Here is a 26,885-nt window from a genome sequence, read left to right as displayed (position 1 = left end):
GGACTTCTTAAACGCGCTGCGCTTGAACGAAAGAAGTCCGCAGGGGGCAGAACGCGCACTCGTTTCCGCTTGCTTCACTAAGGTTCGCTTTGGGGCATTAAACCACGTCAATGTAGCAAATCTACAGCATTTGCCAAGGTTTGAATTCGTCTTACTCGTAATACTTCAACAGGCTCTGCGTGCCGTCCGCTCCGCCGCCGCGCTGCTCGATGGCGCGTGCCTCGCGGAGCACCTGCTCCAGAACGGGGAGCGTTGCACCGTATTCCTTTCCCGTCTCGGCACCGATTGCCATATCCTTGACGAAGTGCTTGATCATAAAGCCGGGGGCAAAGTTGCCGTCGAGTGCCATGCGTACCATATTGCTCATCTGGAAGCTCGCCGCCGCGCCGCCCGAGATGGAGGCATAGACCTTCTCGAGGTCAAGCCCTGCTGCGCGTGCATATGCGAACGCCTCGCACGCACCCGCAAGTGCGCCCGCAATAGCAATCTGATTTGCCGCCTTGGTCTTTTGTCCTGCGCCTGCGCCGCCCTCGTAGACAATGTTTTTGCCCATCGCGGCAAAAACGGGATACATTGCCTTGAATGCGTCTTCATCTCCTCCAACAAGAATATTCAGCGTGGCATTCCGTGCGCCCATGTCGCCGCCCGTAACGGGCGCATCCAGCGCGTGGATGCCGCGCTTTTTTGCTTCCGCATAGATGCGCTCGGCAAGGGCAGGGGAGGAGGTCGTCATATCGGCGGTGTATGCGCCCTCCGAGAGATTTGCAAGGATGCCGTCTGCGCCGAGGTAGACCTCCTCCACATCCTTTGGGTAGCCGACAATGGTGATGACGGCGTCCTGTCCGCGTGCGCATCCGCCGGGGCTTTCACAGTACTTCGCGCCGCGTGCAACGAGCGCATCCGCCTTGGATTTCGTGCGGTTGTAAACGCTGAGCTCATAGCCCGCATCCATCAGATGTCCTGCCATCGCCGCGCCCATGATGCCAAGTCCGATAAAGCCGATTTTTTTCATGACAAATCCTCCATATTGAATGAATAGATTTCTTGCAGTTGTTTGTCGAGTTTAGGGATGTCCTTTGTGATCGTTTCCCATAGCAGTTCCTTATCCGCCGATTCATATTCGTGTGCAAAGAGATTTCTCATGCCCCTCATTTCAGCCCAAGGAACTTCTGTATGGGTGCTTTTGAACTCCTCGGACATCCGTTTGGAAAGCTCACCAATCTGAAAGAGTGCCATAGAACAGGCATTGTAAAAAACATGATCGTGTTTGAAGTACTCCTTCGAAAAATCAAAACGATCTACAGTCTCGATGATTTCCTCACAATGCCGCAGGATATGCTCAAGAATACGACGATCTCTATCGTTCATAGAGCAAAACCTCGTCTTTCTTTAGATTTTCCTTGAACGCCTCCGACTCGGGAAGCCTGCTCAGCAAATCGAGTTCTGTTCCCAGTGCATCAGAGAGCTCTGAATAGATGCCGCCAAGCATAAAGAAACTTTTAATATCCCCTTCGATGCGAAGGTCGACATCACTTTTTTCTGTGGCATTGCCACGCGCATATGAACCGAAGAGATAGGCTTTTCGGATGGGGTACTTTTTACATATGGGAGCAATGCACTCCCGTATCCTTGGAATGGACAGCATAGCAATACCTCCTCTGAAAGCTCCGCGTTCCTATGTATGTTTAGGATAAATCAAAACATGGAAAATGTAAATGAAAATGCAGGACTTTTTTGATGGATTCCGAATTTTATAAGTATAAGCGTGGTACGTAAATCCGAAGGGAGGCTATTTTATGCGGCTTGAATTTTTGGGCGCAGCGCACGTTGTCACGGGCTCATGCTATCTGCTCCATGTGGGCGATCACAGGTATCTCGTAGACTGCGGTATGTATCAGGGAACACGCCGCCTGCGTGAGATGAACTATGAGGATTTCACGTTTAATCCTGCCGAGATTGAGGCGGTCTTTCTGACGCATGCACACATCGACCACTGCGGACGTATTCCGCGTCTTGTGCGTGAGGGTTTTCGTGGGAAAATCTATGCAACGCGCTCGACCTGCGATCTCGTTCGCATTATGCTGCCCGACTCGGCGCACATACAGGAGAGTGACGCAGAGCTCTTCAACCGTAAGAATGCGCGCCGCAGCGAGGCACCCATCACGCCACTCTATACGCAGGCAGATGCGTTTGCTGCACTCGAGCTGTTCGAGCCTGTCGCCTATCAGTCTACGGTGCAGGTGGACAATCTGCAGCTGACCTTCCGCGATGCGGGGCATATTCTTGGCTCGGCAATTCTCGAGATTGTCGTGGAGGAGAACGGGCAGACGTCGAAGCTCGTCTTCTCGGGCGACCTCGGACAGCCAAATCAGCCCATTCTGCGTGACCCTGATGTGATCGAGGGCGCGGATTTTGTGCTCGTCGAATCGACGTATGGTGATCGTATCCACCGTGACTATGATAAAGAGACGGCACTGCTTGAGGTGATTCGTGACACGATGGATCGCGGCGGCAATGTCATCATCCCTTCGTTTGCTGTCGGGCGGACGCAGACGCTTCTCTATTATTTCTACAATCTCTGGAAGGCGGGGCGGCTCGACGGGGACATCCCGATCATCATCGACAGTCCGCTTGCGATTCAAGCGACGCGCGTGTTCCTCAAGAACTATGAGGACTTCGACGAGGAGACGATTGCGTTCTTTGGTGAGCAGGGGACGATTCCCGCATTCCCGCAGGTGCGCATCGCGGAGACCGCAGCCGAGTCGCGTGCGCTGAACTCGGCCGAGGGCTCGGCGATTATCCTCTCCGCCTCGGGCATGGCGGATGCGGGGCGCGTGCTGCACCATCTCAAGCACAATCTCTGGCGTCCCGAGTCCACGATTCTCTTCGTTGGCTATCAGGCGGAGGGGAGTCTTGGGCGGCGTCTCGTCGACGGGATCAAGCGCGTGCGCGTACTCGGTGAGGAGATCGCGGTCAAGGCGCAGATCCAAGTGCTCGAAGGATTCTCGGCGCACGCAGATGCGGAGCAGATTGTCGACTGGATGCGGTCGATCAAAGATCCCCGCCCTGCGAAGGTGTTCCTCGTTCACGGTGAGGGACAGGCGCAGGAGGCACTCAAGGAGCGGATTCAGGATGAACTTGGACTTGAGACGTACGCGCCCTTCCTCGGCGACATCGTGACAATCCGGGGACGGAGTGCGAATCTCATCCACTCGAATATCCCGTCCGTTTCGGTCGAGGCGGAGATGGAGGATGTCATGCGTGACTTTGATGCGGAGTATCGTCAGCTGCGCAAGGCGATCATCCGCACGGTCATCCGTCAGCCGAAACTCATGGAGCCAATCATCCGCACGATGCAGAAGGCGCGTAATTACTTCAAAAAGCTTGCGGCACCATTTAACATTTAACGTTTTTTCTTTTTGTAAAATGAAGAATGATTATCTAAAAATTGGATAATGCAGAACTGTGTTTCGTGCACTTGCATAGTACTGTGAAATACGTTAAAATAGGGAAGCCTAAAATGGCTTTCCTATTTAATATACGTCAATTGAAAAAATCTGTACGTTCTTGTATGGATTCGAATAGGTGGTGTTAGTTTGGAATCCCTATTTCGCGTAGGGGTGGATGTCGGTTCGACGACGATCAAGCTGGTCGTGCTTGGTGAGGAGCATGAGATCCTCTATAAGAATTACGCGCGACATTTCTCCGAGATCGGCAAGGCACTGCAGGACAATCTCGCACAGCTGAGAGATGTGGTGGGCGAGGCGAAATTTTCGTTTGCACTCACGGGCTCGGCGGGCATGGGCATTGCCCAGCGTATTGGACTGCCCTTTGTGCAGGAGGTTGTCGCCTGTGCCTCTGCTGTGCGTCGGCTTATTCCGGAGACGACGACGGCGGTTGAGCTCGGCGGCGAGGACGCCAAGATCACGTATTTCGGTGATGCGCCTGAGCAGCGCATGAACGGCGTGTGTGCAGGCGGTACCGGCTCGTTCATCGACCACATGGCATCCCTCCTCTCGACCGACCCGATCGGTCTGAATGCACTTGCGGAGCAGGGCAAGCGCGTCTATGCGATCGCTTCGCGCTGCGGTGTTTTTGCAAAGACTGATATCCAGGCACTCATGAACGATGGTGCGGCAAAGGCGGACATTGCTCTGTCGGTCTTTCAGGCGGTCGTCAATCAGACCATCGGCAATCTCGCGCAGGGGCGTCCGATTGACGGCACAGTCGCATTTCTCGGCGGACCTCTGCACTTTCTCCCGGAACTGAAAAAACGCTTTATCGAAACACTGAAGCTCGACGATGAGCACGTCGTCGATGTGGATTACGGCAATTATTTTGTCGCGGTCGGCGCGGCACTCTCCGATGATGCCGGAGTGACGGATATGCGGGAGATGGAGGCGTGCATCGCGCGTGCGGAGGCGGCTGCTGCAGCGGAGACCCGCACGGCGGATTTCACGCTGTTCAAGGGGGCGGCGGACTATGCCGCATTCCGTGCACGGCATGACCGTGACCGTGTGAAGCGCGGCACGCTCGCGGACTATCACGGTGCGGTCTATATCGGCATCGACGCGGGGTCGACGACGACGAAGCTCGTTGCCATCGGCAGGGATAAAGAACTGTTACATACCTTCTATGGGAGTAACCACGGTTCACCGCTGCAGTCCGTCATCGACGCTCTGCGGGAGTTCTATGCCGTTATGCCCGCAGATGCCTATATCGCGGGGGCAATGACGACGGGCTACGGCGAGGCGATTGTCAAGGCGGCACTGCACGCGGACGGCGGCGAGGTGGAGACCTTTGCCCATCTGCGTGCGGCGCAGGAGTTCTGTCCCGAGGTCAGCTTTGTGCTGGACATCGGCGGGCAGGATATGAAGTGCTTCTTTGTGCAGGATGGCAGCGTCGGCAACATTACCCTCAACGAAGCCTGCTCGGCGGGCTGCGGCTCGTTCATCCAGAACTTTGCCGAGGGTCTGCACATGACCGCTGCGGAGTTTGCGGAGAAAGCGGTGGACGCAAAGGCACCCGTCGACCTCGGCACGCGCTGCACGGTCTTTATGAACTCGAAGGTCAAGCAGGCGCAGAAGGAGGGGGCGGAGGTCGCCGATATCTCGGCAGGCATCGCACTCTCGGTCGTCAAGAATGCACTGTTCAAGGTCATGCAGATCAAGGATGTATCGGCACTTGGCGAGCACATCGTCGTGCAGGGGGGGACGTTCTACAACGACGCTGTCCTGCGTGCGCTCGAGAACATCCTCGGAAAGGATGTCATCCGTCCCGATATCGCAGGGCTGATGGGCGCGTATGGCGCGGCAATCCTTGCCCTTGAGGCAGGGACGGAACGGTCGACCCTGCTCGGCGCGGATGAACTCGGGACGTTTGAGACGAAGACCAGTTCCTACCGCTGCGGGAAGTGTGGGAATAAATGCCTTATCACGATGCAGCAGTTTCCGGACGGTGAGCGTTACTTTACGGGCAATCGCTGCGAACGCGGCATCGGCGGCGAGAAGCGCACGGACGATACGCCGAACATCTACAAGTTCAAATATCGCCGCGTGTTCAAGCACTACAAATCGCCCGCAGAGCCGCGTCGCGGGCGCATCGGCATCCCGCGCACACTGAATATGTACGAGGACTATCCGTTCTGGTTCACGTTCTTTGACACGCTCGGCTACGGAGTTGTCATTTCGGGCAAATCCTCGCCGCAGCTCTTCTACAAGGGCATGGCGACGATCCCCTCGGACTCGCTCTGCTATCCCGCCAAGCTCGCGCACGGGCATATTGTCGACCTTGTGGAAAAGGGCGTCGATACGATTTTCTATCCCTGCGAGCCGCACAATATGGATGACAAGCCGGGCTCGTCAGCGAATAATTTCAACTGTCCGATCGTTGCATCCTACGCGGAGAACATCCGCATCAACATGGACATCCTGCGTGAGAAGAACATTCGGTTCATTCAGCCGTTTCTGCCCATCCATGACCGCACGCGTATGATTGAGCGTCTTGTGGAGGAGTTTGGAAAAGTCGAGGGCATCGGGAAAAAGGAGATCACCGCAGCCGTCGATGCGGGCTATGCCGAGATCGAACAGTACCGTCAGGATGTGCGCGACTACGGCCAGCAGATTCTTGACCGCATTGCGGAGACGGGGGAACACGCGATTCTCCTTGCAGGGCGTCCCTACCACGTCGACCCCGAGATCAATCACGGCATCCCCGAGATGATCCAATCGTATAAACTGCCGATCCTCTCCGAGGATGCGGTCTATCATATCCCCGTGCACGAGCGGCGGCTTCAGGTCGTCAACCAGTGGAGCTACCACGCGCGGCTCTATCATGCGGCGCAGTTTGTTGCGGAGCATCCGAATGTGACGCTCATCCAGCTCAGCTCTTTCGGCTGCGGTCTGGATGCGCTCACGACGGCGGAGGTGCGCGAGATCCTCGAGTCGCACGAGCGCATCTACACGATGATAAAACTCGACGAGGTGTCGAACCTCGGTGCGGCGCGCATTCGTCTGCGCTCACTGATTGCCGCACTTGCCCGCAGGGAGAATCCCGCCTATCACGAGGTGTCCGTTATCGAGCGTCCGCGCTTTACAGAGGACTGCAAGAAGACACATACGATCCTCGCGCCGCAGATGGCATCGATCCACTTCGAGCTGTTTCGCACGACGATGCGCAAACACGGCTACAACGTCGTCATTCCGCCGATGCCGGACAAGGCATCCATCGACCTCGGGCTGCGCTACGTGCACAACGATATGTGCTACCCTGCGATTGTCGTCATTGGGCAGCTGCTTGCGGCACTCAAGGCGGGGCTGTGCGATCCCGATCACACGAGTATCGCACTTTTTCAGACCTGTGGAGCGTGCCGTGCGACGAACTATCTTGGAGTCCTGCGCAAGGCACTGCGCGACGCGGGCTTCCCGAACGTCGCCGTCTTTGCCGTGCGCGGTCTGCCCGAGGAGACGGACAGCTTTGCCTTCACACGCGAGATGATGGTGGATGCCATCAAAGCTGCGATCTACGGTGATCTCCTAATGAACGTACGCAACCGAATGATGCCGTACGAGCTTCAGAAGGGGGCGACACAGGCAGCGTTCGATAAGTGGATGGCGCGTGCGAAGGAGGAGATCGAGCATGGCAGTGTCTTCAAGTTCCGCCGCATGGTGAAGGACATCGTGCGCGACTTTGACCACATCCCCATCGACGAACAGCTGTGGAAGCCGAAGGTCGGCATCGTCGGCGAAATTCTCGTGAAGTACCATCCGGTTGCGAACAATGATATCGAGAAGGTGCTGATGGGGGAGGGGGCAGAGGTCGTCATGCCCGACTTCGTCGATTTCTTCCTATACTCGGCGTATGACCCCATTGCACAGCACAAGCTGCTCGCCGGCTCGTACAAGGATCGACTCTTCGGGCGTATGTTCATCAAGGTCATTGAGTTCTTCCGTGCGCCCATGCGCAAGGCTCTGAAGGAGAGCCGTCACTTCCGTCCGCCGCAGTCCATCGACCGTACGGCGGAGCTCGCTGCGCGTCACGTCAGCCTCGGCAATATGGCGGGGGAGGGGTGGTTTCTCACGGGCGAGATGGTGAAGCTCATTGAGGAGGGCGTGCCGAACGTCGTCTGCCTTCAGCCGTTCGGCTGTCTGCCGAACCACATCACGGGCAAGGGCGTCATGCACGATCTGCGCAAGGCATACCACGGGGCGAACATCACGGCAATCGACTGCGACGCGGGATCGAGCGAGGTCAACCAGCTCAACCGTTTGAAGCTCATGCTTGCCGTAGCGAAGGAGCGGCGGCCGGCACAGGCGGATTCTGTGGTGCAGACAAACGAAACTGCAAAAATGAGATAATGCATTTTGGAAAGAGAGCTATGTTTTTAAGCATGGCTCTTTTTTATTACAAAAACACGTTCCGCGAACAAAAATTTCACAAAAACTTGTTCCAAACTATTGACCGAACATCTTTTCTGTGCTATTCTATATCCGAACAGAAGTTTTGAGAATGTATATACGGATATGAACAAACGGAGGGATCGCGATGAAACGTGTCGGTCTTTTTCTCAGTGTATTTGCTCTTATATGGATGGGCGTATCTGCGCTCCATTTGACGAATCCCTATCTGCGCTCCGCGGATTTTATCGAGGTGTCTGTCATGCGCGGCGAGAACGTCTGGACGATTGCCCGCAAGTACACAACAAAGGAGACAATGGCAGAGCAGCTCGAGGAGGCGATCATCGAGGTGAACGGCCTCACACCGGACGGTGCTGTCACGGCAGGGCGGCGGCTGCGCGTTCCCATCCTTGAGCCCGCCGAGCAGCTGCAGGCGATGGCAGAACACAAATCCCTTGACACAGCCGTCCGTGCGCCTTATAATGACGTTACCGATTAGGGTGGAAACTTATAGCCTTGTCCCTAGGGGATGGATTTCCTATCCCAAGGGGCAGGGCTTTTTTGTATGATTGAGAGGAGAGCGTTTATGATAAAGCTGACACTGCCGGATGGATCCATTCGTGAGACTGAGGCGGGAACAACGCTGCTGGATGTCGTGAAGAGCATGAGCAATTCGCTTGCAAAGAAGGCACTCGCTGCGGAGCTGGACGGCAAGGTCGTCGATCTGACAACGCCCGTGACACAGGATGCCGTCTTTCAGGTGCTGACCTTTGACGATGCGGGCGGTCGTCATGCGCTGCGGCACACAGCATCGCATATCCTGGCACAGGCGGTGAAGCGCCTCTATGCGGACAGCAATGTGCAGCTCGCCATTGGTCCTGCGATCGAGAATGGGTTCTACTACGATTTTGACATTGACCGTCAGCTGACGGATGCCGATCTGCGTGACATCGAAAAGGAAATGAAGAAGATTGTCAAGGAGAATCTGAAACCCGAGCGGCGCGAGATTCCTCGTGCGGAGGCAATCGAATATTTCCGTGCGAAGGGCGAGAACTACAAGGTCGAGCTGATCGAGGATCTGCCCGAGGACGAGATCATCTCCACCTATACACAGGGCGAGTTCACGGATCTCTGCGCGGGTCCGCACGTCATGAGTACGGGCAAGGTCAAGGCATTCAAACTGCAGAGTGTTGCGGGTGCATACTGGCGCGGCAGCGAGAAGAACAAGATGCTGCAGCGTATCTACGGCACGGCGTTCGAGAAGCAGGAGGATCTGGATGCCTACCTCCATATGCTTGAGGAGGCGGCAAAGCGCGACCATCGCAAGCTCGGCAGGGAGCTTGACCTCTTCAGCATCCATGAGGAGGGGCCGGGATTCCCGTTCTTCCATCCGAACGGAATGCTTCTGCGCAACGCGCTGCTGGACTACTGGCGCGAGGTGCATCGCCGTTACGGCTATCAGGAGATCAGTACCCCTGTGATCCTCAGCCGCAAGCTGTGGGAGACCTCGGGGCATTGGTTTCACTACCGTGAGAATATGTATACCACCGAGATCGACGAGGAAGACTATGCGATCAAGCCGATGAACTGCCCAGGCTGTATGCTCGTCTACCGCTCGCAGCTGCACAGCTACCGCGATCTGCCGCTGCGCCTCGCGGAACTCGGCCTTGTGCATCGTCATGAGCTCTCGGGTGCGCTGCACGGCCTTTTCCGCGTCCGCAACTTCACGCAGGACGACGCGCATCTCTTTGTGACCCCGGACCAGATTGAGGGCGAGATCCAGCACACCATTGACCTCTTTGACGAGGTATACCGCACGTTCGGCCTCTCGTACAAGGCGGAACTCTCCACGCGTCCAGAGGACTCGATGGGCTCGGATGAGATGTGGGAGCTTGCGACGGAGGGGCTGCGTAAGGCTCTTGAGAATCGCGGGCTGGATTTTGTGGTGAACGAGGGCGACGGCGCGTTCTACGGGCCGAAGATCGACTTCCACCTGCGCGACTCCATTGGGCGCACATGGCAGTGCGGGACGATCCAGCTGGACATGAGCCTGCCCGAGAAGTTTGACCTCACCTATGTCGGCGAGGATGGGGAGAAGCATCGCCCCGTTATGCTGCACCGCGTGGTCTACGGCTCAATCGAGCGGTTCATCGGCATTCTGATCGAGAACTATGCGGGGGCATTCCCCGTGTGGATGGCTCCCGTCCAAGTGCGTATCCTGCCGATTACGGAGCGTCATGCAGCGTACGCAGAGCAGCTGCGGAAGAAGATGTTCGATCTCGGCATCCGCGCCCTTGTAGACGACCGCAACGAAAAGACGGGCTACAAGATCCGCGAGAGTCAGGTCAAGAAAACCCCGTACACGCTCGTTGTCGGCGACCAGGAGCAGGAGAACAATACTGTTGCGCTGCGTAAGTACGGTGAGAAGGACAGCACTGTCATGAGCGTTGACGACTTTATCGCGCTCGCGCAGGAAAAAATTGCAGCACGCGCACAGGAGTATTGACAAGATACCCTCATCTGTGGTAGTATGGCATCTGTTACAAGCAGAAGCCACCGCTTCTCACCTGCGGGCACATAGCGCGTCGGGTCGAATGAAAGATGACAGAGATTTTTCAAGGGTGGCTTTCTGCCGCCCTTTTCTATTGCAGGATGGCGTCAAGACGTGCATCCGAACCAGGAGGTGTTCTTGCCATAAGCAGGGAATCTTTGCGAATCAATGAGGAAATCCACATCCGTGAGGTGCGTGTCACCAGTGCGGAGGGAGAACAGCTTGGCATCATGCTGACGCGTGACGCCCTTCGCATGGCGGAGGAGCAGCATCTCGACCTGGTCGAGGTTGCGCCGAAGGCAAAGCCGCCCGTCTGCCGCATCATGGACTTTGGAAAGTTCCGCTATGAGCAGCAGAAACGCGAGAAAGAAGCGAAGAAGAAGCAAAAGACCATCAGCATCAAGGAGGTCAAGCTGCGTCCGAACATTGACGAGCACGACTTCAATGTGAAGCTGAAGAATGCGCTTCGCTTTGTCGAAGAGGGCAACAAGGTCAAGGTGACGATCATGTTCCGCGGCAGAGAGCTCTCTCATCCGGAACTCGGACGTGCGGTTCTCGACCGTGTTGCCGAGCGGATGACAGATCTCGTGACCATCGAGCGCGGTGCAAAACTGGAGGGGAAGAACATGACCATGATCCTTTCCCCGAAGGTACAGAAGCCGACGAAGACAGTCAACCCCGCGAAGGAAGATAAAGGAGGAAATGGCGATGCCGAAGATTAAAACGCGCCGCGCAGCTGCAAAGCGTTTCAGCGTAACAGGGAGCGGAGAGTTCCGCCGTAACAAGGCGTACAAGAGACATATTCTGGAGAAGAAGACGCCGAAGCGTAAGCGCAACCTGCGCAAGGCTGCACTTGCCGATTCGTCGGACTACAAGCGCATCCGCAAGATGCTCCCCTACGCATAATTGGGGCGATGAACAAACTCCCCATGAGGGTAGGAACTAGGAGGAAATGCAATGCCAAGAGTTAAAAGCGGTGTCACAGCACATCGTCGTCATAAGAAGATCCTGAAGCTCGCGAAGGGCTATCGCGGCTCGCGCAGCAAGCAGTTCAAGAAGGCAAACGAGACCGTCATGAAGGCACTCTACTACGCACGTCGTGACCGTCGTGCGAAGAAGGGGACGTTCCGTCGTCTCTGGATTGCCCGCATCAACGCCGCTGCCCGCGCCAATGGCATTTCGTACAGCCGTCTCGTTGCGGGTCTGACGAAAGCCGGTGTCGAGGTCAACCGCAAGATGCTCGCTGATCTCGCTGTCGCTGATGCAGCGGCATTCACGCAGATCGTCAACGTGGCGAAGGAGAACCAGTAAAAGAGATCGAGCCTGATGAGTCCATCGATTCATCAGGCTTATTTTTTGCTATGAAAAACATACAAAGCATTACAAGCACGGCGAACCCCCTCATTCGGCTCACGCATGCCATCGTACACACACAGCGCCGCGCGGCAAAGGAAGGGCTGTTCACCGTCGAGGGGCTGCGTCTCGCCGAGATGGCGGCGGCATCCGACTGGACGATCCGCCATGCACTCGTGACGGAGCGTGCGATGATGGGAGAGCGGGCGAAACGTCTGGTGGATGCCCTCTGCGCACGCGACGTTCCCGTTGCTCTTGTTGCAGAGGCTCTGTTTTCGACGCTCTCTGAGACGGACAGCCCGCAGGGAATTTTACTCGTGATGGAGAGAAAGACCTGCAACTCCTTGGAGGAGATGCACGCAAATACAAGCGGGGGAGAGCCGCCGCTCTATATCGTTCTCGACCGCGTGCAGGATCCCGGCAATATCGGGACAATTCTGCGAACGGCGGACGCGATCGGTGCCACGGGCGTGATTCTCCTGCACGGCTCTGCGGACATCTACAGCGGGAAGGTCGTACGCGCGACCATGGGCGCACTCTTTCATGTTCCCTTTGCCGTTCATGTTGCGGCAGAGGAGTTGACGCACTTTGCACAGGAGAAGGGCATGGATCTTCTTGCGACGGCGTGCGATGCTGAGGCTCGGACGCATTTTGAGGCGAATCTGCGGCGACCTGCGGTGATCGTATTTGGCAACGAGGCAAACGGCGTGTCGGAGGAGATTTTGCGCGTGTCAGAGCACATCTACATCCCCATGCGCGGGCACGCCGAGTCTCTGAACGTCTCTGCGGCGGCGACTGCGGTCATGTATGAGGCACTGCGCCAGCGTATCTGTCCATAGACAGTACAAGGGGCTTGATTCAACGGAATCAAGCCCCTTGTACTGTGTGTTATTCCGGCAGCAGGGAGAGAAGCTGCTCCTTGGAGACCAGGCCGATGGACTCGTCGACCACCTCACCGTTCTCGAAGAATACGAGAATGGGCAGGCTCATCACACCGTATTTTTCGGCAATGTCCTGTGCGTCATCCACGTTGATCTTGCAGATCTTGATGTCCGAACGCTCTGCGGCAATCTCCTCCAGAATGGGGGTAAGCATACGGCAGGGCGTACACCACGTCGCCCAGAAATCAACAATGACGATCCGATCTGCATGCAGCACCTCGGCATCAAATGTTTCACTTGTTAGTTCAATAACAGCCATGTTCCGAATCTCCTTCACCAAATATAACACGGTTTTTTTATTTATCATAAACAATATACATTGTTTTTTCAAGTGATATTAGGAAAAATTTCCTAAATTTATTTTTTCATTGCTCCAATCGTCTGTGAATGGGGGATTGTTCGGTTGCGTACAGAGAAGAAAAGGTATATAATATCTGAAGGAAGGGAGTCTCTGTCTCGGATGAGGTAGAAATGCGAGAGAAGCGAGGAAAGGGAATATGAGCGGGAAGAAGAGAATTACGCTGAGCCCTGTGCTCAAGCGACATAAGTTCATCTTTGATCTGATGAAAAACACGACCTCCGACTACGTTTTTATTATGGATTCGGTTGCCGATGTCTTTCTTGCGGCACCGGGATTCGTACGGGCGTACGATCTCCCCGCAGAAACGATGGAGAATATTGTAGATGTTCTGAGTCCACTTGTCTGGACGCAGGATCGCAGATCTCTTGCGAAACTATTTTCCTCACTCGGTAATTTGACGGACGGAAGGGATCGTCAGCTCGATTTCCGTATGCGGGATGGGAAGGGAGACTATTCATGGCTGCGGATCAAGGGAAGGATCGGCACTTCCGAGGATGGTGTGCCGGATCTCTTTGTCGGGACGATCAGCCAGCTCGCACGCCGCAACTCTGCAGACTCCGTCACAGGGCTTCTCAATCGTTACCAGTTCATCGAGGATCTGGGTGCGGCTCTGAATGAGGCGCGCGAGACGGGCGGCGGCGGTGGTCTCCTCGTCATGGGCATCGACAACTTCCGCACGGTCAACGAGGCGTTCAATCATGAGATCGGTGACATCATTCTGCGTCAGATCTCCGAGCGCATTCTCCAGAACATCCCGCGCAAGCTCTCGCTGTATCGTCTGGATGGGGACGAGTTCGGCCTCATCTATCCCGATGCAGATGCGGAGATGCTGACGGAGTTCTTCATCCGTGTACAGCGTGAGTTCGCCCACCCGCAGGTCTACGATGGACGGCAGTATATTGTCACCGTATCGGCAGGCATGGTGTTCTATCCGCAGTCGGCGCGCGATCCGCTTGTTCTGCATAAATACGCACAGGCAGCGCTTGATGCGGCAAAATCGGGCGGCAAGAACCGTCTCAACGAGTTTTCGAAGGAGGTCTACAACCGCTGGCTGCGCTCCCTGACGATACAGGAGCAGATTCTCCAGGATGTCAAGGCGGGGTGCCGCAACTTTGAGCTCTACTTTCAGCCGCAGGTGGCGGGGGATGATCAGCATATCGTGGGGGCGGAGACACTGCTCCGTTGGAAGAACAGCAAGGGGCGCATGGTCGCTCCGATGGAGTTCATCACGATCCTTGAGGAAACGAAGATGATCGTTCCTGTCGGACGTTGGATCTTTGAGCAGGCACTGCGCGTCTGCAAGGAGTGGCGGCAGCGCATTCCGAACTTCCACATGAGCGTCAACATGAGCTATGAGCAGATCAAGGATCTCTCCTTCCTCGAGTTCGTGGAGGACTGTCTGCACCGGCACGATATGCCGGCGGATGCCGTTGTGCTTGAACTGACGGAGAGCAAGATCGTCAGTGATCTGAAGTTTGTCAACACGCAGTTTGATATATTCCGCGGTCACGGGATCAAGATCGCCATGGATGACTTCGGTACGGGATATTCCTCGCTTTCCTCATTGAAAAATCTGAATTGCGATATCGTAAAGATTGATCGTGCATTTGTCATGCGGATTCTTGAGAATCACTTCGATCAAAAGCTCGTGGAGTACACGGTGGATCTGTGTCACAGCATCGGTATGACGACCTGCATTGAGGGGGTAGAGCAGCAGGAGGAGTATGACTGTCTTGTGAAGATCTGTAAGACGGATACGATTCAGGGCTATCTCTTCGGTCGCCCCGAGCCGCAGGATGTATTTGAGAAGAAATTCTTGGGGATGTAATGGCAAGAGAAAAGACAGCAGAGGGGCTGACGCTTCTCGGACAGCAGCGGACGGACTACGGGTACGACTATGCGCCCGAGGCTCTTGAGACCTTTCAGAATAAGCATACGGATCATGACTACTGGGTGCGGTTCAACTGCCCTGAGTTTACGACACTCTGTCCGATCACGGGGCAGCCGGACTACGGGACGATCTACATCTCCTATATGCCCGGCGAGCGCATGGTCGAGAGCAAGTCGCTGAAGCTCTATCTCGTGAGCTTCCGCAACCACGGCGACTTTCATGAGGATGTGGTGAACGTTATCCTGCATGATCTCGTTCAACTGATGCAGCCGAAATACATCGAGGTGCAGGGAAAATTTCTGCCGCGCGGTGGAATCTCGATCGACCCCTATGCGAACTATGGAATGCCGGGGACGAAGTATGAGACGCTCGCGTGGGAGCGTCTCTCCATGCACGACCGCATACCCGAACGGGTGGATAACCGCTGATGGCGCGGCAGAAACGGATCGCCCTCATCAATGACATCACGGGATTTGGCCGCTGCTCGGTGACGGTGCAGCTGCCGCTGATCTCGGCGATGCGCGTGCAGGCGTGTCCACTCCCAACGGCGATTCTATCGGTACATACAGGGTTTCCGAACCACTACCTCGACGACTATACGGAGCGTATGCGTCCCTATATGGAGAACTGGGCGGCGAATGCGCTCGAATTTGATGCGATCCTGACGGGATTTCTTGGTTCGGAGCGGCAGATTGAGGTTGTATTGGAATGTATTGCACGGTTCAAACAGCGACATACGCAGCTTGTTGTTGATCCTGTGATGGGGGACAACGGCAGCCTCTACTCCTCCTATACACCTGCGCTTTGCGCGAAGATGCGGCAGTTGCTCCCACAGGCGGACGTGGTGACGCCGAACCTCACGGAGGCGTGTCAGCTGCTCGGTGTGGATTATCCGACGGGCGGGCTTGTGACGGAGGATGAACTTGCTCGGATGGCGGCGGCAATTGCATCGATGGGACCGCGCACGGTTATCATTACAGGGCTTCATGCGGGCGAGAATGTGCGCACCTATCTCTATACGGATGGATGCGGATGCTCTTTTGACAATCCGAAGGTCGGGCGTGACCGCTCGGGGGCGGGGGATGCGTTCTCTGCGATCATTGCGGCGGCACTGGTGCGTGGGATTCCTCTCGCAGAGGGGGTACCGCGTGCGGCAGACTTTATCGGGCACTGTCTCACCTATGCGGAGGAACTGGATCTGCCGTGGAATCATGGGCTTCCGTTCGAGGAGTTTATGGGAGAGCTGACGGCACTATAAAGATTTTGCAATAAAATAGGGCTGTTGCATGAAGTCGTCTTGACTCGTACAACAGCTTTTTGTTATGTTTTTGTCAGTATTGCCAAAAGCGCCCCTTCCACCGCTGTCGCGGTCCCCCTCCCCCGTTGCGACGGGGGAGGCTTTGAATAACGGCATATTAGCTTCCCCCGTCCGAGACGGGGGAAGTGGCGAGTGCAACGAGCCGATAGGGGCGCTTCGCGCAACAGCCCCTTTCTCATTTCTGTGTATGATAGGAGAATCTTATGATTGTATATGCGACACACGCGGGGGGACGCTATCTCCCCATCGAGGAGAGCCTTAGGGAGCAGCCCGAGGGCCAGCGTGCCGTCTATGTCAACATCACGAACGACTGCAACTGCGACTGTGTCTTCTGTCTGCGCAGTATGAAGGAGATGGCACGGGAATCCTCCCTGTGGATCGAACATGATCCGAGTGTTGAGGAGATCACAGCAGAGCTTGAGCGTCTGCCGTGGGACTATGTGAGCGAGGTTGTCTGCTGCGGATTCGGTGAGCCACTCATCCGTCTGGATACCGTGCTTGCCGTTCTGCGCCATGTAAAGGAGCAGCACCCCGATGTGCCGACGCGCGTCAATACGAACGGTCTCGGGGAACTGGAGCATGGATGTGTGTTCGCGGAGCGTTTTGCGGGACTGCTCGATACGGTGTCCATCAGTCTTAACGCATCCAATGCGGAGCGTTATCTCGCGCTCACACGGTCGAAGTTTGGGATCCCCTCCTATGAGGCGATGCTGACATTTGCCGAGCACTGCAAGCCCTATGTGCCGAATGTCGTGCTCACCGTCGTGGAGAAGGTCGAGAACGAGGAGGAGATCGCGCTTTGCCGTGCGATCTGCGCGGAGCGCGGGCTGACACTGCGCGTGCGCACGTACGAGGATAGCTGAGTTTACTGTGTCAGCTTTGCACCGTAGAGCGGCGTGCGTCGATCCATTGCGGCGAGGAGTCGAGGAACAGGCAGCACGCGCAGGACGACAAGACAGATGATTGCCTCGGGCACGAGATAGGTCGCGTTGAACATGAGAGAGTAAAGATAGGGCGACATATCCGGCGGGGCATATGAGCCGAAGAAGACCACACCCGAGATGTAGTGACAGAGGAAACGCGCCGTAAAGGCGAGTGCCGCTCCCGCATAAAAGCGTCCGGGGACGACTGCGGCAAGTGCCAGTGCCATATAGGGAAGCGGATAGTCAAAGAGCACCTGCAGGGGGTGGACGATGAATGCGTCCTGCATGAGATTGATCATGCCGTAGAGGAAGCCCGCGAGACAGCCGATGCCTGCGCCGTAGCGGTAGGTGAGAAAGAGCAGCGGCACCATCGCCCCGAGCGTGACGCTCCCACCCTGCGGCATATGGAAGAGCCGCAGCTGATGCAGCACAATCGTCAGCGCGAGCATGAGCGCGACATTGATGAGCATGCTCGTCGTGAATCGGATGCGGCGCATCTGCAGATAGCCGAGGATGAAGATGAGCACGGCCAGCAGGGTGAAGAGGCTGGTCGGCTGTGCCAGCAGCTCTGAGACGCTTTTGATGAGTGTGTCCATAGATACCTCCTAGATCGAAAAACATTTGGGGAAGGGGCTTTGACGTATTGTGCTGTATGTTCAATGCCTTCTGCACCTTCCATTTTATCACGCTTTCATAGATTTTTTTAGATAAATATGCTAAACTGAGCATTGATATTTTTACGAATGAATAGAACGAGTGTATACATACACATGCACATACAGGAGGACGATATGGACGAGAAGATCAGAGATCTCAGGGAGCGTGCCCGTGCCGCGATTGCGGAGACGGCGCAGAGCCTCGGCGAGCTCAATGATATCCGTGTGAAATTTCTGGGGAAAAAGGGCGAGATAACCGCGCTCCTGCGCAGCATGAGCGCCCTTGCACAGGAGGAGCGTCCGCGCATCGGCAAGATCGTCAACGAGGCGCGTGCCGAGCTTGAGGAACTGCTTGCAGTAAAGTCTGAGGAACTAGCGCAGCGGGAGCTCGCGGATAAGATTGCCGCCGAACAGATCGACGTGACCCTGCCGGGGCGTACTGCACCCGTGGGGCATCTGCACCCGCTCACGATCACGCTCGACCGCATCAAGAAAATCTTCCTGCAGATGGGCTTTACGATCGAGGAGGGCCCCGAGATCGAGAGCGACTACTACAACTTCGAGGCTCTGAACCTGCCGAAGGATCATCCCGCGCGCGATATGCAGGATTCGTTCTACATCACGGAGGATATCCTCCTGCGCTCGCAGACATCGCCCGTGCAGGCGCGTACGATGCAGAAGAACGAGCCGAACACGCCGATCCGCATGATTGCGCCCGGCCGCGTCTACCGCCGCGACTCCTACGATGCGACGCACTCCCCGATGTTCACGCAGGTGGAGGGGCTGGTCATTGACAAGGGCATCTCCTTTGCCGACCTGAAGGGAACGCTTGAGCTCTGTCTGCATCAGCTCTTCGATGCGGATGCAAAGGTACGCTTCCGTCCGAGCTTCTTCCCGTTCACAGAGCCGTCGACCGAGGTCGATATTTCCTGCTCCTCGTGTCATGGGGCGGGCTGCCGCGTCTGCAAGGGGACGGGCTGGCTTGAGATCCTCGGCGCGGGCATGGTGCACCCGAACGTTCTGCGCATGAGCGGCTACGATCCAACGCAGGTGTCGGGCTTTGCATTCGGCATGGGCGTTGAGCGCATCGCCATGCTCGCGTACGGCGTGGACGATCTGCGCCTGTTCTACGACAATGACGTGCGGTTCTTACATCAATTCTAAGGAGGCGGGACGATGCAGGTTTCTATCAAATGGCTGAAAGACTATGTGGATATTGACGAAACAGCGGAGCAAATTGCAGACCGCCTCACAATGGCGGGCGTTCCCGTCGAGCGTATCGTGCGTGCGGATGAGGGGCTGGAAAAGGTCGTTACGGGGCGCATCGAGAAAATCACGCCGCATCCCGACTCCGATCATCTGCTCGTCTGTCAGCTGGACATTGGAAAAGAAGAGCGGATTCAGATTGTGACGGGTGCCTCCAATGTGCGGGAGGGGCATATTGTTCCTGCCGCTATGGTCGGCGCAGTGCTCCCCGATGGCAAGAAGATCTCCAAGGGCAAGCTGCGCGGCGTTCCGTCGAACGGCATGATGTGCTCGGCGGGGGAGCTTGCGATCAATACCGAGGGGCTTCCCGACGAGCAGGTGTATGGCATCTACATTCTGCCGGAGGATACGCCCGTCGGGATCCCCGCCGCCGAGGCACTGGGACTGGACGATGTCGTGCTCGAGTTCGAGCTGACGGCGAACCGTGCGGACTGCTTCAGCGTCATTGGCATTGCGCGTGAGGTTGCGGCACTGACGGGCAAGGAGCTGCATTTTCCATCCATCACAGTGGAGGAAACGGCATCCGAGCGTGCCGCCGAGCTCGTGCACATCGGCATTGAGGCACAGGAGCTTTGCCGCCGCTTCTCGGCGCGTGTGCTGCGCAATGTGAAGATTGCGCCGTCGCCCGCATGGATGGTGGAGCGTCTGCATGGCGCGGGCATCCGTGCGATCAACAACGTGGTCGATGTGACGAACTTCGTCATGCTCGAACTGGGGCAGCCGCTCCATGCCTATGACTATGACGCTGTCGTGGGACACAGCCTCACGGCACGCCGTGCGCGTGCGGGGGAGAACCTGCACACACTGGACGATTCGAGCCGTGTCGCCGCTGGGGATGAGCTTGTCATTGCCGACAGCGAAAAGCCCGCAGGGCTTGCGGGTATCATGGGGGGGCTTGAGTCCGAGATCACGGAGGGGACGACCTCGGTCATTCTCGAGGCGGCATCCTTCCACGGCCCGACCATTCGCCGCACGGCACGCCGTATTGGGCTGCACTCCGAGTCCTCGGGGAGGTTTGAGCGCGGTGTCGATGAGACGGAGACCATGCGTGCCGTGACGCGAGCCGCACAGCTGCTTGTCGAGATGGGTGCGTGCACGGTGGCAAAGGGCGTCGTCGATGTCTACCCGAAGCACCGTGTTCCGACCGTGCTTGAGTTCAGCGCACGTACGGTAGGGGAGCGCATTGGTGCGAACATCCCCGGCGACTGGATGGCATCCGCGCTCCGTTCACTCGGTTTTATTGTCGAGGAGAAGAGCGTTGAGAACTATCGCGTTGCCGTTCCGTCGTGGCGCGGTGACGTGACGATGATGGAGGACATCTCCGAGGAGGTCGCACGTCTCTACGGATATGACAACATTGCTTCTCACCTCCCGATGGGTGCAGTACAGCAGGGGAGGACGAGCGAGCGGCAGGACTTTGTCGATACGATGCGCGGGACGCTTGCCGCGCTTGGCATGACCGAGGAGCTTTCGTTCAGCTTTACCAGTGAGAAAACACTGGATAAACTCGGTGTCCCCGCAGACAGCCCGCTTCGTCAGGCAATCCCCATCATGAACCCGCTCACGGACGAGTACCCGCTCATTCGTACAACCCTCCTCACGAGCATACTTGAAAATGCAGCGCGCAACGTCGCCCGCAAGAACATGGATCTGCGACTCTTTGACATTGCGCCCGTATTCTTCCCGAAGGCACTGCCCGTCACGGAGCTTGCGAACGAGAAACTCATGGTCGCGGGGCTGATCACGGGACGGCGGAGCCCGATTGCATGGGATACGGACAATGCGCAGGTCGATTTCTACGACATGAAGGGCATTCTTGAGCGATTCCTCACGGCAATCGGTGTGCAGAAATACACGGTGGAGCGGGGCGAACACTTTGCCATGCACCCCGGCAAGACGGCATTCTTCAAGAAGGGACGCGACGTGATTGCAACCCTCGGTGAGGTTCATCCGAGCGTTGCCGCGAACTTCGGCATCGCGCAGAGCGTCTACGTCTTTGAGATGGAGGTCGACACCCTCCTGCGCTATCGCAAGAAGAAAAATGCGATTGCGTCGCTGCCGAAATACCCCGCATCGACGCGTGATCTTGCGATCCTTGTGGATGCAGAACTCTCTACAGCGGAGATCGAGCGTGTCATTGCCAAGAAGGGCGGCAAGTTCTTCCGTGGTGCGACGCTCTTTGATGTCTACATGGGCAAGCAGGTTGAGAGCGGGAAAAAGAGCATGGCATTCCATCTGCATTTCCAGTCCGATGACAAGACCCTGACCGACGAGGAAGTGGATGCGGCATTTGCGGACATCCTTGCGGCGGCACAGAGCCAGCTCCACGCAGAGCTGCGTGCATAAGAGGCGGTGAGAGCCATGACAGAGGAGAAAAAGCAGCCCCAGCGGGTTGTGATTGAGATGTTTGGGCAGACCTACCAGCTCAAAACGGATGACCCCGAACGGCTCAAGCGTCTTGCGGCGGAGAGCGACCGTCGGATCAAGGAGATGTCGAAGAAGGTGCGCAGCTTCGACGTGCAGCGCATCGCCGCACTCACCGTCCTGCAGATGATGGATGAGTATGAGCAGCTGCAGCGGGACTATGACGAGCTCGTGCAGCTGCTTGAGGAGAAATAAGGAGGGAGGGGAGCATCATGGCGCAGGATATCGTTGTATCCATGGATGACGAATTGAAATTGAGCTTTGAAGAGGTGTGCAAAGATATTGGCATTTCGGCGGCTTCTGCGATTCGGATTTTTGCGAAACGCGTTGCACGCGAGCGTAAGATACCGTTTGAGCTCTCCGCCGCCCCCCTTGATCCGTTCTATTCGGAGAGCAACATGGCGCACTTGCGTCGTGGCATAGCGGCATTTCAGGCGGGTGAGTTTAAAGAACACGACCTGATCGAGGTCGCCGACGATGCATAAAACTTGGTTTGACGAGGCATGGGAAGATTATCTGTATTGGCAGACACAGGATAAAAAGACCTTGAAACGGATCAATCTGATCCTGAAGGACATTGAGCGGCACCCATTTGAAGGTATCGGAAAACCGGAGCCGCTTCATGCAGATCTCAGTGGGCTGTGGAGCAGACGAATTGACGAGAAAAACAGGCTCGTCTATCTCATTCGTGATAACGCCTTGCATATCTTGTCTTGTCGGGGACATTACGAATAGACACAATCAAAAAGCTGTGGTGGAATTTCCATCACAGCTTTTTGATTGAAGATTATCGAATACTGAAACTTACATTTGTTGTGACCGATACCGTCGCACCGGTGGGGTTCGGATAGCTGCCGACGGCGTATGCCGCAGCAACTGCCGCATCGTCGAGCACGCCGTGCCCCGAGGAGGAGGCAATCGACACGCTCGTAATCGCGCCCGAGGAGCTGATCGTCGTAACGATGGTCGTCGTCCCCTCGAGACGACGCTTCATCGCCATATAGGGGTACTCCTTGTTCGCGTTGACCGCTGCCCAAAACCCGTTGGTATCAAACGGAGCACTGCCCGTCCCCGAGACATTGCCGTCGCCCGAGCCCTGACCTGCACCCGAGCCGGAACCTACGCCCTGTCCGTCGCCTGTGCCGTCACCGCTGCCCGTACCTGAGCCGGTACCGCTGCCGCCTCCGTCGCCGCTGCCGGAGGAAGAACCCGCAGAGGTCGATGGAGCAGAGGCGTCGGATGATGCTGAGGATGATGCCGCCTGTGGTACGGTCACAGCATCCGGCGTCGGCATAACCGCCTCGGTCGGTGTGACAGGCGGAATCGTCTGCTGTACCGTCTCGACGCGCTTTGCGACCTCCTCCGCCTTGAGGGGTTCGGGGAAGAGGTTCTCGCTCCCGCCGCCCTCGTGTCCGCTGCCCTGACTGAAATCAGAGGCTTGGAGATCGATCTCGTAGACCTGTTGCTCCTTTTCGGCAACTACCACGGCAAGTGCGACAGCGAGCAGGAGGAAGATCACAAAGTGAATTCCGGCAGAGACGATATAGGCCTTTCTCCATGAGAGGTGTTGATCCATATATCTATCCCTTCTGTTCTGCGGCTATCGAGAGCCGTTTTACCCCCGCTCCTTTGAGCATATCCATCACGGCGACTACCTGACCGTGTGCCGTGCGCTTGTCCGCCTGCAGGACGACCGCCGCATTCGGGTTCTCCTCCATGTGGCGTTTCATGATTGCCGCCGACTCCGTAATGCTCACGGGATTGTTGTCAATCGTGATATGTCCCTCCTCGTCGATCGTCATAATGATCGGGAGCTGTGCCGGAGCAGTCGCAGACTGTGCCTGCGGCAGCTGGACGGCAAGTGCCTTCTGCGCGATCGTCTGCAGGCTGTTCATCATGAAGAAGACGAGCAGAAAGAAGATGATGTCGATCATCGGGATAATCATGAACTCCGGCTTCTTTTTCAGTCGATGATTGCTAAAATTCATTACGCATCCCAGCTTTCTTTCTTCGCAGTGACGATCGTCGCGCAGAGACGCTCCGTATCTGTTACGATCGTATCGAGCTGATGACTGAAATAGGTGTAGACGCAGAATGCAATGATCGCAACGCACAGACCGGATGCCGTTGCGACAAGAGCCTCACCGACACCTCCCGTGATCGCGGCTGCGCCGCCGCCCGCATCGAGCACACTGAACGTCTGGATCATGCCCGTGACTGTGCCGAGCAGACCGAGCAGCGGAGCAATCGTGACGATTGCGCTCAGATAGTCGAGATAGCGGCGGAAGTTGATCGACTCCATCGACATACGGTCGGAGAACGCGCCCTTCATTGATGTCTCTGTGCGGGCATTCTCCATACCGCTCTCGATGACACGGGCAATCGCGGAGGGGAACTCCTTGCAGAGTTTGCCGACCGTGTCAAAGTCCTTCTGCACAGCGGCGTGATAGACCCCATGGAAGAACACACGCGACCCCTTGCGGTTGATGCGGTAGTAGTAGAACCGCTCCACCGCAATCGCGAGCGTGATGAGCGAGAGAATCAGCAGGGGGTACATGACCAGCCCGCCGCTGTGAAAGAGGTGAACTGCACTTTCAAAACCTGACATAAGTTGAACTCCTTTGTATAGATTAGAACATCATGCGCATACCGAGACGGTAGACGCGCCCGCCCATTCCGAGGAACGGGTCATATTGGTTGAATATGTTGGTGACACCGGCATAGAATGTAAGGAAGTGGTGGTAGTCCTTCTCGACCATGAGATTCCACAGACCGTAGTTCTTCTCGCGGGCGAGTTTTTCGCGGGTGAAGTCGTGCTGAATACCGCCCTTTACATGAGTATTAGCACCCGTTTCGCTGGGGAACAAATGATAGACTTCACCTGTCTCAGGATTCGTGAATGTATAATGGTCTGCCTCAGTGACGGTGTTTCCGTTCGCGTCCAGCAAACGCCCTGTAATGATACGGTCGCGAATGTCGAGGTAGTTCCGCGTATAGTCGCCCCAGAAGGTCGCGCGCCAGCCGTTCTTGGGATCACTGTAGGTCATTGTGAGATTCAGCATATGGCGTCCGCGCCCCTCGAGGCGCTTGCCTGTCTGACGATCATAGGCGTCAAGGAAGGTGTACCCCGCCTTGATGCTGAAATCGCGTGCAACCTGATGCGTGACCTCCGCCTCAATGCCCTGCGTACGTGCCTTGGAGATGTTTCGGTAGGTATAGACATCATCCGTGGCAGGCACGTTGGACACCATAGACATTTCATCCAGGAGGTTCTCTTCAATGTAGTTCCAGTCGGGAGCAGACTCTATCATGGATACGAGCGTATCATAGTCATACGAGCCATATACGCTTGGATAGCGTGTCAGAGGATCATAGTAGGTGCGACCATAAAGGTTTTTGCTCTGTTTCTCTCCATTATACATGATCTGCATATAGTCTTTGTAGTCATTGCGGAAGAGGGTGAGCTTTGCACTGGTCTTCTTGTCGAAATCTTTTTCGACAGAGATGTCCATATTGAGGGCTTTTTCTGGCTTCAGTTCGGGATTGCCCTCGAACAGCCAGCCGTTGCGAATCGGCGGTTTAGGATTCAGCGACGGTTCGTACATTTCCCAATCGTGATAAAGCTCGGCAATGCCGCCCGTTGCGAAGCTCGTGCCGATGTTCGTCTTGATGCGGACATTACTGCGTGCCTTGTACGTCGCTCCGATGGACGGGGAGACGTTCACCCCGAAATGGCTGTGATTCGTGTAGCGCAGGGCGGGAATGATGAGCAGCTTCTTGCCGACCTGCCAGTCGTCCATCATATAGGCACTGTAGTAGTTGAGTGAAGCATCATAGATGTTTCCGGTGTAGGAGCGCTTATTCGGATTAGACGGATCATCCAGGTTGGGGAAACTATAGTATCTCGTTTCCTGACGCGCCGTCTGTCCCGGAACACTGATTCGTGTTCCCTCACCGTATTCGTCGTGATAGTCCGCCCCAACGGTCACATAGTGCTTGTCATGTGCCATCACACCGACCGATGCTTCGAGCACATTATCCACGCGATTGAAATTGTCGAAGTAGAAATGGCGATAGGGCATACCTCTGCCAAAAATATTATAATTCACATCAGAATTGTGCTCGGTTTTGTAGAGGCGCACGCGATAGTCCGCGCGGCTTGTCTGTTTCTTCCAGTCAATGCTGAAATTGTTGCGCCATGCGTCTTCCGCAGCAATCATTCCTATGGATTTACCACCCTTGAATCTGCCGAGGATGGTATCCTTCTGTAAATCTTCTGTTTGACGATCTGCAGAGATGGTGATCGTCTCGTCCTTGCCAATGGTAAACTCGGCGCGTGCGCTCATCGGATTGCGCGTGCCGTAGTAGTGCATGGACGTGCCGTCACTGTCGTAGAGGAAGGGCGCGGTCTTGCTCCAGCCGTAGGAGAAGTCCATATAGGTGCCATTCCCAAGGTCACCCGTGGAGTAGCCGATGCTGTGGTTATACTGGCTGCCGCCCGCATCGATCCACGATCCTTCGGTCGTGAGACGCACACCCCTGCGATGCGAGACTTTCGTGATGATGTTGATGACACCACCGATGGCATCTGCGCCGTAACGGGTTGTTCCCGATCCACGGATGATCTCGATGTGATCCACATCGTCGAGACCGATGCGGTTCACCTCGTCCGTCGCACCATAGTATTTGCTCAGTCCTCCCGCGAGTCTGCGCCCATCGACGAGGATGAGCGTGTGGCGCGGCTCGGCACCGCGGATGCCGACGGTCTTGCGCCCCATGTTGTCCGTGCCCATCTGGATGTCCTGCTCTGCCGCGAGTGCGTCCGAGAGCGTGCGTGCACCCTTGCGGTCGAGATCCGCGCGGGAGATGATCGTCTTTGTCTCGGGAGCTTCCTTGAGCATCTCTTTATCAAAGTCCACCTCCACATGGATATCTTCGGTTGAGACTTTTGACTTACTCCCCCCCCCCGAAACGTCCTCTGCTGCGTATCCATGAGGAGCCCCGATGCATGCGAGTACAGCAGCGGTCAGAAGTGCATATCGTCCATGACGCAATTTTCCTTTGAATGACATACCTTGAAAAATCCTTTCCTGTAGAGATGAATAAATAATGAATACGATAATCATTATATAAAAAAACATATAAATGTCAAGAGTAACATTCATTGTCAAAAGCTCTGTTTTGACAATGTGAACTTTTTTTATTATACTGAAAGGGTTCAGAAGTATGCGGTTCGTAGGATGCTTCTGCAACCTAAGGAAGCACTGATAAATTCAGCCGCGCCATCTTGACGCATCTTTTTTGCC

26 protein-coding genes and 1 other annotated feature are annotated in these 26,885 nt (G+C 56.0%); of the genes, 17 read left to right on the top strand and 9 right to left on the bottom strand.

The window, feature by feature from the left end:
- Window positions 1–151: 151 nt before the first annotated feature.
- From ACO6BQ_RS06360 to ACO6BQ_RS06350, 3 genes are read right to left on the bottom strand one after another with little or no spacing between them, the layout of a single operon-like run.
- A complete protein-coding gene (locus ACO6BQ_RS06360; RefSeq protein ID WP_489120064.1) occupies window positions 152–1,012 on the bottom strand; it encodes an NAD(P)-dependent oxidoreductase in 861 nt (286 codons plus the stop codon).
- Entirely contained in the window at window positions 1,009–1,368 is a 360-nt protein-coding gene (locus ACO6BQ_RS06355) for a HepT-like ribonuclease domain-containing protein (protein ID WP_489120063.1), read from the bottom strand. Before ACO6BQ_RS06355 ends, ACO6BQ_RS06360 begins: the two co-directional genes overlap by 4 nt.
- Window positions 1,358–1,645, bottom strand: coding sequence for a nucleotidyltransferase family protein (locus tag ACO6BQ_RS06350; protein ID WP_488785117.1), 288 nt, complete (start codon window positions 1,643–1,645; stop codon window positions 1,358–1,360). Before ACO6BQ_RS06350 ends, ACO6BQ_RS06355 begins: the two co-directional genes overlap by 11 nt.
- 151 nt (window positions 1,646–1,796) lie before the next feature.
- Between ACO6BQ_RS06350 and ACO6BQ_RS06345 the strand changes: the two genes are divergently transcribed.
- From ACO6BQ_RS06345 to ACO6BQ_RS06310, 8 genes are all read left to right on the top strand, one after another.
- Window positions 1,797–3,407: an MBL fold metallo-hydrolase RNA specificity domain-containing protein gene (locus ACO6BQ_RS06345; RefSeq protein ID WP_489120062.1), complete on the top strand. Its 1,611-nt coding sequence runs from the start codon at window positions 1,797–1,799 to the stop codon at window positions 3,405–3,407.
- A 189-nt stretch (window positions 3,408–3,596) separates the two neighbouring features.
- A complete protein-coding gene (locus tag ACO6BQ_RS06340) occupies window positions 3,597–7,856 on the top strand; it encodes an acyl-CoA dehydratase activase-related protein (RefSeq protein WP_489120061.1) in 4,260 nt (1,419 codons plus the stop codon).
- 187 nt (window positions 7,857–8,043) lie between these two features.
- A complete protein-coding gene (locus tag ACO6BQ_RS06335) occupies window positions 8,044–8,394 on the top strand; it encodes a LysM peptidoglycan-binding domain-containing protein (protein WP_489120060.1) in 351 nt (116 codons plus the stop codon).
- Window positions 8,395–8,481: 87 nt separating this feature from the next.
- Complete coding sequence (thrS, locus tag ACO6BQ_RS06330) at window positions 8,482–10,401, top strand: threonine--tRNA ligase (protein ID WP_489120059.1); 1,920 nt, start codon at window positions 8,482–8,484, stop codon at window positions 10,399–10,401.
- Between the two features lie 32 nt (window positions 10,402–10,433).
- Window positions 10,434–10,545, top strand: a sequence feature (ribosomal protein L20 leader region).
- A gap of 59 nt (window positions 10,546–10,604) precedes the next feature.
- Window positions 10,605–11,168, top strand: a complete 564-nt coding sequence (infC, locus tag ACO6BQ_RS06325) for a translation initiation factor IF-3 (RefSeq protein ID WP_489120058.1) — start codon at window positions 10,605–10,607, stop codon at window positions 11,166–11,168.
- On the top strand, window positions 11,155–11,352 hold the full coding sequence (gene rpmI / locus ACO6BQ_RS06320) for a 50S ribosomal protein L35 (protein ID WP_006691564.1): 198 nt from the start codon (window positions 11,155–11,157) through the stop codon (window positions 11,350–11,352). The genes infC and rpmI overlap by 14 nt, the downstream gene beginning before the upstream one ends.
- Window positions 11,353–11,403: 51 nt before the next feature.
- Window positions 11,404–11,757, top strand: coding sequence for a 50S ribosomal protein L20 (rplT, locus tag ACO6BQ_RS06315; protein WP_069180834.1), 354 nt, complete (start codon window positions 11,404–11,406; stop codon window positions 11,755–11,757).
- 50 nt (window positions 11,758–11,807) lie between these two features.
- Window positions 11,808–12,638, top strand: a complete 831-nt coding sequence (locus ACO6BQ_RS06310) for a TrmH family RNA methyltransferase (protein ID WP_489120057.1) — start codon at window positions 11,808–11,810, stop codon at window positions 12,636–12,638.
- Window positions 12,639–12,687: 49 nt separating this feature from the next.
- On the opposite strand, the gene trxA is transcribed toward ACO6BQ_RS06310, so the two are convergent.
- Window positions 12,688–12,999 carry a thioredoxin gene (gene trxA / locus ACO6BQ_RS06305; protein WP_489120056.1) on the bottom strand — a complete coding sequence of 104 codons (312 nt, stop codon included), beginning with the start codon at window positions 12,997–12,999 and terminating at the stop codon, window positions 12,688–12,690.
- A 238-nt stretch (window positions 13,000–13,237) separates the two neighbouring features.
- Here trxA and ACO6BQ_RS06300 point away from each other — a divergent pair, with 238 nt between their 5' ends.
- The 4 genes from ACO6BQ_RS06300 to ACO6BQ_RS06285 all read left to right on the top strand — a co-directional run bounded on the left by ACO6BQ_RS06300 (window position 13,238) and on the right by ACO6BQ_RS06285 (window position 17,173).
- Window positions 13,238–14,929, top strand: a complete 1,692-nt coding sequence (locus ACO6BQ_RS06300) for a putative bifunctional diguanylate cyclase/phosphodiesterase (RefSeq protein WP_489120055.1) — start codon at window positions 13,238–13,240, stop codon at window positions 14,927–14,929.
- Entirely contained in the window at window positions 14,929–15,420 is a 492-nt protein-coding gene (queF, locus tag ACO6BQ_RS06295; protein ID WP_489120054.1) for a preQ(1) synthase, read from the top strand. The genes ACO6BQ_RS06300 and queF overlap by 1 nt, the downstream gene beginning before the upstream one ends.
- The gene (locus tag ACO6BQ_RS06290) at window positions 15,420–16,250 is read left to right on the top strand and encodes a pyridoxamine kinase (RefSeq protein WP_489120053.1); all 831 of its coding nucleotides are present in this window, start codon (window positions 15,420–15,422) and stop codon (window positions 16,248–16,250) included. The genes queF and ACO6BQ_RS06290 overlap by 1 nt, the downstream gene beginning before the upstream one ends.
- Window positions 16,251–16,513: 263 nt before the next feature.
- A complete protein-coding gene (locus ACO6BQ_RS06285) occupies window positions 16,514–17,173 on the top strand; it encodes a TatD family nuclease-associated radical SAM protein (protein ID WP_489120052.1) in 660 nt (219 codons plus the stop codon).
- 2 nt (window positions 17,174–17,175) lie between these two features.
- Here the strand turns inward: ACO6BQ_RS06285 and thiT are convergent, their stop codons facing one another.
- Complete coding sequence (gene thiT, locus ACO6BQ_RS06280; RefSeq protein WP_489120051.1) at window positions 17,176–17,829, bottom strand: energy-coupled thiamine transporter ThiT; 654 nt, start codon at window positions 17,827–17,829, stop codon at window positions 17,176–17,178.
- Between the two features lie 195 nt (window positions 17,830–18,024).
- Here thiT and pheS point away from each other — a divergent pair, with 195 nt between their 5' ends.
- The 5 genes from pheS to ACO6BQ_RS06255 are packed head-to-tail and all read left to right on the top strand — an operon-like array spanning window position 18,025 to window position 22,314.
- Window positions 18,025–19,053 carry a phenylalanine--tRNA ligase subunit alpha gene (pheS, locus tag ACO6BQ_RS06275; protein ID WP_489120050.1) on the top strand — a complete coding sequence of 343 codons (1,029 nt, stop codon included), beginning with the start codon at window positions 18,025–18,027 and terminating at the stop codon, window positions 19,051–19,053.
- 12 nt (window positions 19,054–19,065) lie between these two features.
- Entirely contained in the window at window positions 19,066–21,501 is a 2,436-nt protein-coding gene (gene pheT, locus ACO6BQ_RS06270) for a phenylalanine--tRNA ligase subunit beta (protein WP_489120049.1), read from the top strand.
- 15 nt (window positions 21,502–21,516) lie between these two features.
- A complete protein-coding gene (locus ACO6BQ_RS06265; RefSeq protein ID WP_006691575.1) occupies window positions 21,517–21,774 on the top strand; it encodes a cell division protein ZapA in 258 nt (85 codons plus the stop codon).
- A 17-nt stretch (window positions 21,775–21,791) separates the two neighbouring features.
- Window positions 21,792–22,064: a type II toxin-antitoxin system RelB/DinJ family antitoxin gene (locus ACO6BQ_RS06260; protein ID WP_489120048.1), complete on the top strand. Its 273-nt coding sequence runs from the start codon at window positions 21,792–21,794 to the stop codon at window positions 22,062–22,064.
- Window positions 22,057–22,314: a Txe/YoeB family addiction module toxin gene (locus tag ACO6BQ_RS06255; protein ID WP_489120047.1), complete on the top strand. Its 258-nt coding sequence runs from the start codon at window positions 22,057–22,059 to the stop codon at window positions 22,312–22,314. Before ACO6BQ_RS06260 ends, ACO6BQ_RS06255 begins: the two co-directional genes overlap by 8 nt.
- Before the next feature lie 52 nt (window positions 22,315–22,366).
- On the opposite strand, the gene ACO6BQ_RS06250 is transcribed toward ACO6BQ_RS06255, so the two are convergent.
- Genes ACO6BQ_RS06250 through ACO6BQ_RS06235 form a run of 4 tightly spaced genes read right to left on the bottom strand, consistent with a single transcriptional unit; the run spans window position 22,367 to window position 26,651 of the window.
- Window positions 22,367–23,155: a TonB family protein gene (locus tag ACO6BQ_RS06250; protein WP_489120046.1), complete on the bottom strand. Its 789-nt coding sequence runs from the start codon at window positions 23,153–23,155 to the stop codon at window positions 22,367–22,369.
- A 4-nt stretch (window positions 23,156–23,159) separates the two neighbouring features.
- A complete protein-coding gene (locus tag ACO6BQ_RS06245) occupies window positions 23,160–23,567 on the bottom strand; it encodes an ExbD/TolR family protein (protein ID WP_489120045.1) in 408 nt (135 codons plus the stop codon).
- Window positions 23,567–24,187, bottom strand: a complete 621-nt coding sequence (locus ACO6BQ_RS06240) for a MotA/TolQ/ExbB proton channel family protein (RefSeq protein ID WP_489120044.1) — start codon at window positions 24,185–24,187, stop codon at window positions 23,567–23,569. Before ACO6BQ_RS06240 ends, ACO6BQ_RS06245 begins: the two co-directional genes overlap by 1 nt.
- A 22-nt stretch (window positions 24,188–24,209) precedes the next feature.
- Window positions 24,210–26,651, bottom strand: coding sequence for a TonB-dependent receptor plug domain-containing protein (locus tag ACO6BQ_RS06235; RefSeq protein ID WP_489120043.1), 2,442 nt, complete (start codon window positions 26,649–26,651; stop codon window positions 24,210–24,212).
- Window positions 26,652–26,885 lie beyond the last annotated feature (234 nt).

Source organism: Centipeda sp. (in: firmicutes) (assembly GCF_057271695.1).
This window is presented reverse-complemented; position numbering and strand designations above follow the sequence as displayed.